Genomic DNA, 12,763 nt, shown 5'->3' with positions numbered 1-12,763 from the left:
CTTTCCAGCGGCGTTCCGGCGCCTCGCTATGCTCGGGCGCTTCATCGTTCCGAAGCTCCTCTCATCATGCGCAGGCTGGCCACCCCGGAAGACATCGACACCGTCTTTGCTCTCTACATGCACGAGAAGGTCGTGCCCTACCTTGGCTACGACCCGATGCCGCTCGACGACTTTCGCGCGATCTACCAGGACCTGCTCGACAGCCGCTGCTTCTACATCTACGAACGCGACGGAAGAATCGCCGGCTTCTACCGCGCCACCCGCTACCCGGGCCGCGTGCGGCATGTGGCCTCGCTCGGCACGCTCGCGGTCGACCCGGCGCTGCACGGACAAGGCATCGCGCTGGCCATGGTGACCGAAGCCATCGACACGCTGATCGCCGAGGGCGTCAAGCGCATCGAACTCATCGTCGAAAGCGACAACGCGCCCGCGTTGCGCTTCTACGAAAAGCTCGGCTTCGAGCGCGAAGGCACATTGCGCAAGTTCTACAAGCGGGCGGGTGATGCCGAAGCCATCGACGACCACCTGATGGCGCTGCTGGTCGCCTGACAAATCTTCAAGGTTTCCAGCGCCGCAACAGCAGCGCATTCGCCATCACGCTCACGCTCGACAGCGCCATGGCCGCACCGGCCACCACCGGGCTCAGCAAGCCGAAGGCCGCGAGCGGAATGCCGGCCACGTTGTAGGCAAAGGCCCAGAACAGGTTCTGCCGGATCTTCGCCACGGTGCGCCCCGACAGCTCGAAGGCCTGGGCCACCAATGCGAGGTCGCCACGCATCAGCGTGATGCCGGCCGCTTCCATCGCGACGTCGGTACCGCCGCCCGAAGGCGCCATGGCGATGCCCACGTCGGCCGCCGCGAGTGCGGGCGCATCGTTGGCACCGTCGCCGACCATGGCCACCACGTGTCCGTTCTTGCGCAACGCGGCAACCTGCGCGGCCTTGTCGGCCGGCAGCACGTCGGCACGCACGTCTTCGGCCGCGATGCCCAGCCGCGCCGCCATGGCCTGCGCCGCGCGCAGGTTGTCGCCCGAGATCATCACCACGCGCAGGCCGCGTGCACGCAGCGTGCGGATCGCTTCGGCGGCCTGCGGCTTCGGCTCGTCGGCAAAGGCGAGCAGCGCCTGCACATACGCAGTGCCCGCGGCATCGAAACGCAGCAGCGCGGAGACCGTGGCGCCTTGCGCCTGCAGGCCATCGACATCGGCGGCCTCAGGCATCGCATCGAGTTCGCGGCACCAGCGCAGGCTGGCGATGGCCCAGGTGGCGCCGTTGACTTCGCCGCGCACGCCGCGCCCCGGCATCGATTGCATCGCACCCAGCGGCGGCGCCTGCACGCCGCGTTCGACCGCGGCATTCAGCACGGCCTTGGCCAGCGGATGCTCGCTGCCGCCCTGCAGGCTCGCAGCGATGGCCAGCAACTGGTCTTCGGTCGCATCGCTGCCCGCCGCCGGCACGAGCGCGGTGAGCACCGGGCGGCCCAGCGTCAAAGTGCCCGTCTTGTCGAATGCCACGGTGTCGACGCGGTGCGCGATCTCCAGCGCGCGGGCGTCCTTGATGAGGATGCCGTGCTTCGCCGCCACGCCGGTTCCCGCCATCACTGCCACCGGCGTAGCCAGGCCCAGCGCACAAGGACAGGCGATGACGAGCACCGCCACCGCATGGATCAACGCGGTCTCGATGCCCGCGCCCGCGATCAGCCAACCCACCAGCGTGACCAGTGCAATCACCAGCACCACCGGCACGAACACGGCCGCGACCTTGTCGACCAGGCGCTGGATCGGCGCCTTGGCGGCCTGTGCATCCTCGACCAGCCGGATGATCCGTGCGAGCACGCTTTCGGAACCGACCGCGCTCACCTCGATCACCATGCGGCCGTCGCCGTTGACCGCACCGCCCGTCAATGCATCGCCAGGCCCCTTGGCCACCGGCAGCGGCTCGCCCGTGAGCATGGATTCATCGACCTCGGACTGACCTTCGATCACGCGCGCATCGGCCGGCACACGCTCGCCGGGCCGCACCGCGAGGCGGTCGCCGACCATCACCTCGGCGAGCGGCACATCGCTTTCTTTTCCACGCACGCCGATCAGATGGGCCACTTCAGGCCGCAGCTTCTGCAGCGCGCGGATCGCCGACGTGGCCTGGCGCTTGGCGCGCGCTTCCAGCCACTTGCCTAGCAGCACCAGCGTGATCACCACCGCCGAGGCCTCGAAATACAGATGCGGCACAACGCCATGGCCCGCATGCTCGCCGGTGGCCGCGCGCCACCAGAGCCAGAGCGATAACCCGAAAGCCGCGCTGGTACCGAGCGCCACCAGCAGGTCCATGTTGCCGGTGCGGGCCTTGGCTGCGTGCCAGCCGGCGCGGTAAAAACGCGCGCCCAGCCAGAACTGCACCGGCGTGGCCAGCAGCAGTTGCACCCAGGGGGGAAGCATCCAGTCTTGCCCGAACAGGTCACCCAGCATCGGCGCCATGAGCGGAATCGACAGCGCAAGGCCCACGGCCACCGGACCGAAACCATGCCATGGCGACAGCGCCGCGGCATCGTCGGCCGCACTGCTTGCCGCGCGCGGCTCGTAGCCCGCGGCACGCACGGCACGGCGCAAGCGCACGTCCATGTCGCCGCTGTCCGTCGTCACCACGCGGGCGGATTCGGTCGCGAGATTGACGCTGACGTCCTGCACGCCGGGCACGTTCTTCAAGGCACGTTCCACGCGCATCACGCACGAGGCGCAGGTCATGCCGCCGACCGAGAGGTCCAGCGTGGCGGTGGCCGCCGAGGAGTGTTGCTGCAAATTTTCCATGCGCCAAGGCTAAAGCCTCACACCATGGCAAGGTCAAGCGGATTTTTGCGGCACTGCGACCAGACAGGTAATCGACAGCGCCCAGGGCGCCCGCCAGACTTGCCGGCACACATCCACACCACCAGGCCGCAAGCCTCTTTTTTGCCGAAAGCACACCATGCCCACACCCGACACCCTGGCCCGATTCATCGCACGCGTCGAACAGAACGCGCATGTGGAAGCCATCGAGGAGTTCTACACACCCGAAGCCTCCATGCAGGAGAACCAGTCCGCGCCGCGCATCGGCCGCGATACGCTGGTCGCCCACGAGCGCAAGGTGCTGGCGCGCGCCAGGTCGGTCACTTCGCAATGCCTGCCGCCCGTGTTCGTGAGTGGCGACGACGTGGTGATCCGCTGGGTCTTTCGCTTCGAGTGGCTCGACGGCTCCGTCACACGGATGGAAGAACTGGCCTGCCAGCACTGGGAAGGCGATCGCATCGCGGCGGAGACCTTCTTCTACGACCCCGCGCAGCAGACTCCCGTGCGGCAGCAGTAAAGCTGCCGGCGCTCAGCCCGCAGCGACATGGTGCCGCGTCACCTCGGCGGTGTGGCCATCGAGCGGAAACCACAGCTCCATCCGCAGCGAAGCCAGCGTCACGTCCTGGGGCAAGGCAAACACGCTCTGCACATAGAAGTACGAGAGCGTGCCCAGCACGGTGTCGAAGCTGAGGCTCAGGTATGGCGCAGCATGGTCCGGCGGCTCGGCACGGCCGGCCGGCCGGTGCCTCTGATTCAGTGCTTCGGAAAAGCGCTGGATTCGTGCCTGCATCGCGGGCGTCGCGCTGGCCTCGGCATGCAGTTGCGCCAGCAGCGCCGAGCCAACGGCCCACGGCTCGCGCATGCGCGACAACAAGCCCTGCGGATGGCCAAGCGCGGCGATCATGTCCATGCCGCGCACCTGCCCGCCAGCGCTCGCAGCCAGTTCGGGCATGACCAGCGACCACAGCCAGGTCGCGCCACGGTTCTGGTCGACGGTGCGCCAGTCGGCATCGAAGACCAATGCGGGGTTCGGTTCGTGCGCAACCAGCGTGTGCCGCAGCGCCTGCAGCGCGGGTGCCAGCACAGGGCTGTCGAGCGGCATCTTTTCCTGCGGCAGCGCAAAGCCCGCATGCAGCAACGCGGCGTTGCGCACCGAGGTCGGCACTTCCAGCTCGGCCATCCAGGCCAGCAGCAGTTCGCGGCTCGGGCGGGCGCGGCCGGCCTCGATGTAGCTCACATGCCGTTGCGACACACCGAGCCGCAGCGCCAGTTCGAGCTGGGCGATGCTCCGGTCGGTGCGCAGGTGGCGCAGGAGTTGCGCGAGTTTCAAGCGGGCCTCTGCACGGCCGGGCGGTGGGTGCTCATGGGTTCGCGATTGTGCGCAACATCGGCGGTGAAAGCGATAACGTCGCGGGTTGTTGCCGACGAACCACGCGATGCCGCCCGCTGAAAGTGCCCCTTCGCTGGACATTGACATCGTGAGAGAGTTCAAACTGGCGGCTCGCGTTTCCGCCCTACTCACTCAATCAATCAACCATTCACTTCACTGAATTCAAGAAGGAGCCACGACGATGAGCCAGAAATTCCAGGTCATGGGCATGAGCTGCAACCACTGCGTGACCGCGGTGCAGAACGCCGTGCAGACGGTCGACCCCGAAGCACAGGTCACGGTCGATCTTCCGACCGGCCATGTCGACGTGCTGAGCGAACAGCCGCGCAAGGACATCGTGGCGGCGATCGAGAACGCGGGCTACACCGTCCAATGACGGGCACCATCGGCCGGCAGGTCGCCATCGGCGAGGCCGCGCGGCTGTCGGGCGTCTCGGCCCGCATGGTCCGGCACTACGAAGGGCTGGGGCTGTTGCCGGCGGTGGCGCGCACCGAGAGCGGCTACCGCCAGTACAACGACGCCGACATCCATACGCTGCGCTTCATCAAGCGCTCGCGCGATCTGGGTTTCTCGATGGAAGAAATCGCGGAGCTGGTCGGGCTGTGGCACAACCGCCGCCGAGCAAGTTCGAGCGTCAAGCGCATCGCCGAAAAGCACCTGGGTGAACTGGAACAGCGCATCGCGGACATGCAGTCCATGCGCAACACGCTGTCCCACCTGGTTCATTGCTGCCACGGGGACGCGAGGCCCGACTGCCCGATCCTCGACGACCTGGGCAAGGTTTAGATCAGGCGCCGCGCACCAGCGAAAGCACCTTGCCCGCATCCAGCGTGCGGGCCTTTTCCTGAATGGCCGGCAGGTACTGCGTCTGCAGGCTCTGCCCTTCCTTCACCACACCCGAGAACGCGTCCTTGAGCATCTGCGTCGAAAGCGTGCGGCCGCCGGCGTAGTAGCGCTTGGCGACGTGGCCCAGCGCGTAGGTAGAAGCGAAGCTCATGCCCGAACTCACGGCCTGGTTGCCCAGCCCGCGCAACAGGCCACCGCCGACCTTGCCCAGCAGGCCGCCGAGCAGCTTGCGCCCGGCCTGCTCCAGGTACTGCGAGGTCAGGCCCACGCCGACCGTTGCCAGGAAATCCTTGATGTGGCCACTGTCCAGTTGGTAGCCATGGGCCTGGCCGATGCGGTAGACCAGCTTCATCTGCAGCGGAATGATCGCCATGGTCGACAGCGTCTCGGGCAGCAGCTCGAGCGCGCCATTGAGGATGGCGGCGTTGAGGATCGACTTGTCCAGCTCGGCGCTGTCCGGCACGTTGGCCGGTGCATTGGCCGCCACGGCTGTCGATGCCACCGCCGCCCCCACCGGCACCGCCGCAATGTCTTCCGCCTGCTGCGAAAACCCGGCCGCCGACGCATCGAGCCCGAGCGAGGTGCGCACATCCATCAGGAACAGGCGCTCCGCCTCTGACTGCGTGCCGTCGGCATCGCACACGCACACCGCCATCTCGTAGGCGAGCTGCCTTGCCTCCGTGCTCTTCAGCGCTCCGGCCACCGAGGCCAGCGAGACGCGCTTCATCAGCACGTCCTGGTAGAGCGTCGGCAAGTTCAGCCCGTCGGCTTGCGACAGGCCTTCCGCGATCCGCTTGATCTCGGCGCGTTCGCGTTCGTGCTTTTCGCCGTCGACGAATGCGGCCAGCAGGCTCAGGGTCACGATCGCCGTTGTTTCCGAAGGTGTCATGTTCGAGATTTCGTCATATGAAGGACGAAGTTCGGTTGCCCGACCGCCCGAAGGTTCCTTCGGACGTTCTCCCCACAAATCTTGAGCAACTCTGTGGATAACCCCGGCACTGCTGTGTAGGGGTAATGCAAGTTGTTGATTTGCAAAGGAAATCTACATTCTGCTCAATATTTGGGCACTGAATTTCTTTGCCCGAAAACCGTCTTTCGCAGATTTCCAAAGGGGTGTCAAAGGACAACTCTGGGGACAGTTTTTGCACAAGCCATCGGTTATCCACAGCGCCGGCGGGTTACCCAATGTTGTTCATCGGCCGGGTACATCCTGGAAGCGCGGCTGCGCACAGTGACACAGGCATGACAACTCCTTGTCGCATAACGAAAAAAGTGCCCTGTCCACAGAAGAGTGCTTCCCTTATCTACTACTACTAATTTGAATAAGAAGAATAAGAAATAGGGAACGGGGAAAGCGCCGCGCCAAAAAAAAAGGCCGCGAACGGCCGCGCCGGTCTCCGTCGCCTCTAGCGAAAAACCGGCCCTTGCGCGCCGCTTCCCCTCGCTAACATCCATGGATGAGCTTCAAACCCCGGATCCTGATTGCCGAAGACGAGTCGGGCATCGCCGACACGCTGCAGTACGTCCTGAAAAGCGACGGATTCACCCCGGTCTGGTGCGCCACGGCCGAGGAAGCGATCGCGCAGTTCGCCCAGGAAGCGCCCGCGCTGGCGATCCTGGACATCGGACTGCCCGACCTGAACGGTTTCGAGCTCTTCAAACGCCTCCAGGCGCTGAACCAGTCGATGGGCGGCCCGGAGGTACCCATGGTCTTCCTGACGGCCCGCAGCGACGAAATAGACCGCGTGGTGGGCCTCGAACTGGGTGCCGACGACTACATCGCCAAGCCTTTTTCGCCGCGCGAACTGGTCGCTCGCGTGAGGACCATCCTCCGGCGCAGCGCCAGAAACGCGCCAGGAGGCTCGCCAACGGCAGCAGGGCCAAACCATGGGGTGCCCCATCAAATCGCGCCCCAGGCGCCTTCAGCGACGCCTCAGGCACCTGCAATGCCCTTTTCGCTCGACAACGAGCGGATGCAGATCCGGTATTACGGGCGCCTGCTCGAACTCTCGCGCTACGAGTACGGCCTGCTCCGCCTGCTGGTGCAGCGCCCCGGCCGCGTCTTCACGCGCGACGAACTGCTTGAAATGGTCTGGGACGACGCCAGCGACAGCTTCGACCGCACGGTCGACGCGCACATCAAGACCCTGCGCGCCAAGCTCAAGGCCGTCGCGCCCGATGTGGAACCGATCCGCACGCTGCGCGGCACCGGCTACGCGCTGAACGAAGAACTGCCCACCAAGTCTTCGTGACGAGACGCACGCGGATCTTCATCGGCATCCTGCTGATCTACACGGCGGGCATCGCCTTCCTGCTGTACCGCGTGGTGTCGGACATCGACCCGCGCTACCGCGAGTCGGCCGAAGAATCGCTGGTCGAAACCTCGCAGCTCGTGGCCAGCCTGGTCGAGCAGGACGTGATTGCCGGCGCCATCAACACCGCGCGGCTGGAGCCGCTGTTCCGCACCGTCTACGCGCGCGAGTTCTCGGCCCAGATCTACAACCTGCACAAGAACCGCGTCGAGCTGCGCGTGTACGTCACCGACCGCAACGGCCGCGTGATGTTCGATTCGCTCGGCAGGCACCTGGGCGCCGACTATTCGCAATGGATGGACGTGAGCCGCACGCTCGCCGGCCTGTATGGCGCGCGCACCTCGCGCGACGTCGACGGCGATCCGCGCACCTCGGTCATGTACGTCGGTGCGCCGATCCGCTGGAACAACGAGATCGTCGGCATGGTCAGCGTCGGCAAGCCGGTGCAGAGCTTCGGCCAGTTCGTCGAAGACGCGCGTGCCCGCACGTTGTGGGTCGGCGTGGGCTCCGGCCTTGCACTCTTGCTGCTCGCGCTGATCGTGTCGGTGTGGCTGGTGCGGCCCTTCGGCCTGATTTCAGACTACTGGGCCTGGGTGCGCGCGCAGCGCACCCTGAGCCTGTCGCGCATGGCGCGGCGCGCGGTCGATTCGGTGCGCAACGGCTTCGGCGAAATGCGCGATGCGCTCACCGGGCGCAACTACGTGGCCGACTATGTGCAGACCTTCACGCACGAAGTCAAAAGCCCGCTCTCGGCCATTCGCGGCGCGGCCGAACTGCTGCAAGAGCCTTCGATGCCGCATGTGGAGCGCGAACGTTTCCTGAAGAACATCGAACGCGAGACGCAACGCATCCAGGAAATCGTCGACCGCATGATGGAGCTCACCGCGCTCGAAACGCGGCGCGCGCTCGATCGCACGGAGCCGGTGCCGCTGGCCTCGTTGATCGACGACATCGCGCTCAGCGCGCAGCCTGCGGCAGCCAAGCGAAACATCCGCCTGCTGGTGAACATCCGCGACGAGGCGAGCACCGAAGGCGACCCCTTCCTGCTGCGCCGAGCCATCAGCAACCTGCTCGACAACGCCATCGATTTTTCGCCGCGCGACAGCGAAGTGCTGCTCACGCTGGAGACCACCTCGAAGCTTGCACGCGTGAGCGTTCGCGACCACGGCCCGGGCATTCCGGACTACGCGCAGGAAAAGGTCTTCCAGAAGTTCTATTCGCTCGCGCGGCCGCACAGCCAGAAGAAGAGCACGGGGCTCGGGCTGGCGTTCGTGAAGGAGATCGCGGCATTGCACCGAGGCCGCATCGAACTCGGTAATGCATCGCGAGGCGGTGCGGTCGCGACGCTCACGTTGCCGCTGCTGTCGCATCACTGAACGGGTTTCAGTGCCTGCAGTTCGGGGCGCGGCGGCAGCGAAGCCGGCAAGCGCAGGTCCCACACCAGGCCGCAGCGTTCCATCAGCTTGAGCATCCACCAACCCGGGTCCCATTCGCCCGGCGCGAGTCCCAGTCGGGCCGAGCCCGGAAACGCGTGATGGTTGTTGTGCCACGATTCGCCCATCGTCAGCAACGAGGTCCACGGGATGTTCCGACCTTGCACCGCGGCGCCGCGTACCTCGTAGTTCATGGCGCCGTGGTTGTGCGCAAACCAGCCGATCAGCCAATGGCCCAGAACGCCGGCCGTGACCCGGGCGCAAACACCCCAGACGACGAAAGCCCAGCCACCCCAGAGGTAGAACAGCACGGCCACCGGCAACTGTTGCAGCATCCAGGTTTTCTCGAGCCATTGCAGGACTCGGTCGTTGGCGATGCGTGGCTCCAGTTCGATGCGCGGAGGCCGCAGAAGATGCAGCTCGCAATGGAGTTGCCACCATGCGTCGCCCCAGAAGCCGCGGCCATGGCGAAGGTAATCGTGGCAGATGGGCAGGCGTTGCGCGTAGTCCCGCAATTCATGCTGGCGCAGGATGCCCAGCGGACCGGCCAGCCCTACGAGAACCCCGCAATAGACCAGCACATACCGCAGCCACTGCGGGCACTGGAAGCTGTCGTGAATCAGCTGGCGATGGCTGCCCAGCGAGTGACCGAACAGCAGCACGAAGCCCGTGCTGACAACAAAAAGCGCGAGCGCATTCCATTGAAAGAAGAAGACGCCACCGACCGTTGCACCAACGGCCATAGCGCAAAACCAGAGTGACTTTCCGGGTGCATAGCGAACATCGCCTTCCAGCACGAAGTCTGCTTGCTCGGCACGGACGCGATGGTGATCGAGACCCGTGAGCTGCACCGGAAACCCTCAGGAACCGATCAGGCCGAGATAAGCCTCGCGCGTCTCGGGGCTCACCGCATCGATCAGTTGTTCGTACGAGGTCTGGTGTCGCGTGAGCATGCGCGCCGATGCCACGGTCTTCGACTTGCAGTACCAATGGCAGGTGTGCTGCATGAGGAACAGTTCGGCCGACATGGTGAAGGCCTTGGACTTGGCCGAGCGGTTCGCTTCGTTCTTCATCACGCCGGCGATGCCGCGCGCATGGACCATCAGGGCTTGCCGCAGGTCGAAGGTCGCGGCCGGAAAGAGTTTGGTCGCGAAGGGAATCGCGACGGGCAGTTTGCTCACGCGCGTATCGGCTTCCGGTGTGCGCGCGAACTCGGCGGCGAAGCTGTCGAACTGGGCCGAGAGTTTTTCTTCGGTGGAATCGAGCAGGCTCCAGATCTGCTGGCGACGCTCGGGGTCGTCTTCGCCGAGGCAGCGCAGGTAGCCCGACGTCAGGCTCTCCATCAGCTTCTCGATCTGGTAGCGGCCGAGGTGGCTGCCCAGCAGCGCGATGCGCTGGCGCTGGTCTCTGGACTTGAGGATGTAGGCGCCGGCGGCGATCAACGCCACCAGGGTAAGAATTTCCATGTATGCGTGGGGAGAAAAGAAAAAAGCGGGAAGCAGTACCGAGTGTAGGCACCGCGACCCGCTTGGGCTTTCGCGCTGTGTGTAGTGTGGTTACCTGAAGAAGTCGAGGATCTTGTTGCGCTCTTCAGGCGGTGGCGGCGCACCGACCGGCGCACCTGTGAGTTCTTCCACCGGCGGCGGCGTCGCCTCGGCGTTCTCGAGGCCCAGGCTCGCCACGTTGTGGCCCGGTGTGAAGTCGTCGAAGTACCACTCGCCGTCGACATTGACCACGCCCGGCGGTTCGGCCGGCTGCGTCACGGGCACGCCCTGCAGTGCGGTCTGCATGTAACCGGTCCAGATCGGCAGGCTCAGGCTGCCGCCGGTTTCGCCGCGCACGCCGAGCTGGCGCGGCGTGTCGTAGCCGACCCATGCGATGCCGACCATGGTCGGCTGGAAGCCGGCGAACCAGGTGTCGAAGGAATCGTTGGTGGTGCCGGTCTTGCCGTAGAGGTCGTCGCGCTTGAGGGCCTGGTAGGCCTTGAAGCCGGTGCCGTTTCGCACCACGCTCTGCAGCAGCGAATCCATGATGAAGGCGTTGCGCTGCGGAATGGCGCGGCGCGTTTCGTCGAGCACCGGCGGTTCGGTTTCCATCAGCACCTTGTCGCGCAGGTCGGTGACGCGCGTGACCAGGTAAGGCGTGACGCGGTAGCCGCCATTGGCGAACACCGAATAGCCCACTGCCATCTGCATCGGCGTGACCGAGCCGGCGCCCAGGCCCATCGGCAGGTTGGCGGGCTGCTTGTCCTTGTCGAAGCCGAACTTGGTGACCCAGTCTTGCGCGTAAGGCGCGCCGATCGACTGCAGCACGCGCAAGGTCACGAGGTTCTTCGACTTCATCAGCGCGGTGCGCAGCGGCATCGGGCCGTCGTAGGTGCCTTCGAAGTTCTTGGGCTCCCACGGCTGGCCACCGTTGGCGCTGGCATCGAAGTACAGCGGCGCGTCGTTGACGATGGTCGCGGGCGTGAAGCCCTTTTCGAGCGCGGCCGAATAGATGAAAGGCTTGAAGCTCGAACCCGGCTGGCGCCACGCCTGCGTGACGTGGTTGAACTTGTTCTTGCCGAAGTCGAAACCGCCGACCAGTGCCTTGATGGCACCAGTGCGCGGGTCCATGCCGATGAAGGCGCCTTCGACCTCGGGCAGCTGCGTGATCTCCCAGGTGTTCTTCGGCGTCTTCGCCACGCGGATCACCGCGCCGCGGCGGATCTTGATGTTGGGCGGCGCCTTGTCGGACAGGCCCGACTGCGCGGGCTTGAGGCCTTCGCCGGTGATCTGGATGGTTTCGCCGTTGGCGCGCACGGCGCTGATTTCCCGGGCGTTGGCATCGAGCACGACGGCCGCGATCACGTCGCCGTTGTCGGGGTGCTCGGCCAGTGCGTCGTCGACGGCTTCATCGATTTCCTTCTGCTCGGTCGGCAGGTCGACGAAGCGCTCGGGTCCGCGATAGACCTGCCGGCGCTCGTAATCCATGATGCCCTTGCGCAGCGACTTGTACGCCGCCGCCTGGTCGGCCGCGACCAGCGAGGTGTAGACCTTCAGGCCGCTGGTGTAGATGCTGTCGCCGTACTGCGCGTACATCATCTGGCGCACGGTTTCGGCCACGTACTCGGCGTGCAGGCGGTTCGGGTCGGCGGCATCGCGCAGGTGCAGCTCTTCTTTCTTGGCAGCGGCGGCCTGCTCGGCGGTGATGAAGCCGGTCTCCTGCATGCGGTCGATCACGTAGAGCTGGCGCGCCCGCGCGCGGCGCGGGTTGGCCACCGGGTTGTTGGCACCGGGTGCCTTCGGCAGGCCCGCCAGCATCGCGGCTTCGGCGATGGTGACGTTCTGCAGCGGCTTGCCGAAGTAGGTTTCAGCGGCAGCGGCAAAACCGTAGGCGCGGTTGCCCAGGTAGATCTGGTTCAGGTAGATCTCGAGGATCTGGTCCTTGGTGAGCTGCTGTTCGAGCCGCAGGGCCAGCAGGATCTCGTAGGTCTTGCGGCTCATGGTCCGCTCGGAACTCAGGTAGACGTTGCGCGCCACCTGCATCGTGATGGTCGATGCGCCCTGCTTGCGGCCGCCCTTCAGGCTGGCCACAGCCGCGCGCAAAAAGCCTTTGTAGTCGACGCCGCCGTGGTCGTAGAAGCGCGCGTCTTCCACGGCCAGCACGGCGTCTTTCATGACCTTCGGAATGTTGGCGAAGGGCGTGAGGTTGCGGCGCTCTTCGCCGAACTCGCCGATCAGCTGGCCTTCGGCCGAGTACACGCGCAGCGGCAGCTTGGGCCGGTAGTCGGAAAGCTCCGAGACGTCGGGCAGCTTCGGATAGATGGCAACGACGGCGACGATGGCCGCCACGATCACCACCAGCGCACCGGAGCCCACCGCGATGGCGCCCCATCCGGCGATGCGCTTCCAGCGGCGGTTGCGTTCGTCCGGCGCATTGCCGTCGTCGGGGGTGGAGGAGCTTGAACGTTTGAACATAG

12 protein-coding genes are annotated in these 12,763 nt (G+C 65.6%); 6 read left to right on the top strand and 6 right to left on the bottom strand.

What is annotated here, in order from left to right; genetic code table 11:
* The first annotated feature begins 66 nt into the window (after positions 1-66).
* Complete coding sequence (locus ACGLHS_RS22060) at positions 67-549, top strand: GNAT family N-acetyltransferase (protein WP_394483216.1); 483 nt, start codon at positions 67-69, stop codon at positions 547-549.
* A 7-nt stretch (positions 550-556) separates the two neighbouring features.
* On the opposite strand, the gene ACGLHS_RS22055 is transcribed toward ACGLHS_RS22060, so the two are convergent.
* Positions 557-2,803 (bottom strand): heavy metal translocating P-type ATPase, encoded by a 2,247-nt coding sequence (locus ACGLHS_RS22055; RefSeq protein WP_394483214.1) that lies wholly within the window; start codon positions 2,801-2,803, stop codon positions 557-559.
* Between the two features lie 157 nt (positions 2,804-2,960).
* Between ACGLHS_RS22055 and ACGLHS_RS22050 the strand changes: the two genes are divergently transcribed.
* Positions 2,961-3,338, top strand: a complete 378-nt coding sequence (locus ACGLHS_RS22050; protein ID WP_394483212.1) for a nuclear transport factor 2 family protein — start codon at positions 2,961-2,963, stop codon at positions 3,336-3,338.
* Positions 3,339-3,350: 12 nt separating this feature from the next.
* Here ACGLHS_RS22050 and ACGLHS_RS22045 read toward each other — a convergent pair whose 3' ends face one another.
* Positions 3,351-4,151, bottom strand: a complete 801-nt coding sequence (locus tag ACGLHS_RS22045; RefSeq protein WP_394483210.1) for a helix-turn-helix domain-containing protein — start codon at positions 4,149-4,151, stop codon at positions 3,351-3,353.
* Between the two features lie 241 nt (positions 4,152-4,392).
* On the opposite strand from ACGLHS_RS22045, the gene ACGLHS_RS22040 reads away from it, so the two are divergent.
* Both ACGLHS_RS22040 and cueR read left to right on the top strand, forming a co-directional pair.
* Positions 4,393-4,587 (top strand): heavy-metal-associated domain-containing protein, encoded by a 195-nt coding sequence (locus tag ACGLHS_RS22040; RefSeq protein WP_093242216.1) that lies wholly within the window; start codon positions 4,393-4,395, stop codon positions 4,585-4,587.
* Positions 4,584-4,997 carry a Cu(I)-responsive transcriptional regulator gene (gene cueR / locus ACGLHS_RS22035; RefSeq protein WP_093242219.1) on the top strand — a complete coding sequence of 138 codons (414 nt, stop codon included), beginning with the start codon at positions 4,584-4,586 and terminating at the stop codon, positions 4,995-4,997. Before ACGLHS_RS22040 ends, cueR begins: the two co-directional genes overlap by 4 nt.
* Before the next feature lies 1 nt (position 4,998).
* On the opposite strand, the gene ACGLHS_RS22030 is transcribed toward cueR, so the two are convergent.
* Positions 4,999-5,946 carry a YcjF family protein gene (locus ACGLHS_RS22030; RefSeq protein ID WP_093242221.1) on the bottom strand — a complete coding sequence of 316 codons (948 nt, stop codon included), beginning with the start codon at positions 5,944-5,946 and terminating at the stop codon, positions 4,999-5,001.
* A gap of 568 nt (positions 5,947-6,514) precedes the next feature.
* On the opposite strand from ACGLHS_RS22030, the gene creB reads away from it, so the two are divergent.
* Positions 6,515-7,309, top strand: coding sequence for a two-component system response regulator CreB (gene creB, locus ACGLHS_RS22025; RefSeq protein WP_394483207.1), 795 nt, complete (start codon positions 6,515-6,517; stop codon positions 7,307-7,309).
* Entirely contained in the window at positions 7,306-8,745 is a 1,440-nt protein-coding gene (gene creC, locus ACGLHS_RS22020) for a two-component system sensor histidine kinase CreC (RefSeq protein ID WP_093242227.1), read from the top strand. The genes creB and creC overlap by 4 nt, the downstream gene beginning before the upstream one ends.
* Here creC and ACGLHS_RS22015 read toward each other — a convergent pair.
* The 3 genes from ACGLHS_RS22015 to ACGLHS_RS22005 form a co-directional block, all read right to left on the bottom strand.
* Positions 8,739-9,545 (bottom strand): acyl-CoA desaturase, encoded by an 807-nt coding sequence (locus tag ACGLHS_RS22015; protein ID WP_394483205.1) that lies wholly within the window; start codon positions 9,543-9,545, stop codon positions 8,739-8,741. The two genes, creC and ACGLHS_RS22015, sit on opposite strands and share 7 nt — an antisense overlap.
* Positions 9,546-9,662: 117 nt before the next feature.
* Positions 9,663-10,268, bottom strand: a complete 606-nt coding sequence (locus ACGLHS_RS22010) for a hypothetical protein (protein ID WP_394483203.1) — start codon at positions 10,266-10,268, stop codon at positions 9,663-9,665.
* Between the two features lie 90 nt (positions 10,269-10,358).
* On the bottom strand, positions 10,359-12,761 hold the full coding sequence (locus ACGLHS_RS22005; protein ID WP_394483201.1) for a penicillin-binding protein 1A: 2,403 nt from the start codon (positions 12,759-12,761) through the stop codon (positions 10,359-10,361).
* Between the last annotated feature and the right edge of the window lie 2 nt (positions 12,762-12,763).

The organism is Variovorax sp. VaC1, assembly GCF_043658315.1.
GTDB lineage: Bacteria > Pseudomonadota > Gammaproteobacteria > Burkholderiales > Burkholderiaceae_C > Variovorax.
The sequence above is the reverse complement of the archived record's forward strand: the minus strand, read 5'-3'. Positions and strand labels throughout refer to the sequence as shown.

Excerpts from the sequence above, each read along its gene's own strand:
- ACGLHS_RS22040 (WP_093242216.1), top strand. The coding sequence starts at position 4,393 with ATGAGCCAGAAATTCCAGGTCATGGGCATGAGCTGCAACCACTGCGTG.
- ACGLHS_RS22055 (WP_394483214.1), bottom strand. The coding sequence starts at position 2,803 with ATGGAAAATTTGCAGCAACACTCCTCGGCGGCCACCGCCACGCTGGAC.
- ACGLHS_RS22010 (WP_394483203.1), bottom strand. The coding sequence starts at position 10,268 with ATGGAAATTCTTACCCTGGTGGCGTTGATCGCCGCCGGCGCCTACATC.
- ACGLHS_RS22060 (WP_394483216.1), top strand. The coding sequence starts at position 67 with ATGCGCAGGCTGGCCACCCCGGAAGACATCGACACCGTCTTTGCTCTC.
- ACGLHS_RS22015 (WP_394483205.1), bottom strand. The coding sequence starts at position 9,545 with ATGGCCGTTGGTGCAACGGTCGGTGGCGTCTTCTTCTTTCAATGGAAT.
- ACGLHS_RS22050 (WP_394483212.1), top strand. The coding sequence starts at position 2,961 with ATGCCCACACCCGACACCCTGGCCCGATTCATCGCACGCGTCGAACAG.
- creB (WP_394483207.1), top strand. The coding sequence starts at position 6,515 with ATGAGCTTCAAACCCCGGATCCTGATTGCCGAAGACGAGTCGGGCATC.
- ACGLHS_RS22030 (WP_093242221.1), bottom strand. The coding sequence starts at position 5,946 with ATGACACCTTCGGAAACAACGGCGATCGTGACCCTGAGCCTGCTGGCC.
- ACGLHS_RS22005 (WP_394483201.1), bottom strand. The coding sequence starts at position 12,761 with ATGTTCAAACGTTCAAGCTCCTCCACCCCCGACGACGGCAATGCGCCG.
- cueR (WP_093242219.1), top strand. The coding sequence starts at position 4,584 with ATGACGGGCACCATCGGCCGGCAGGTCGCCATCGGCGAGGCCGCGCGG.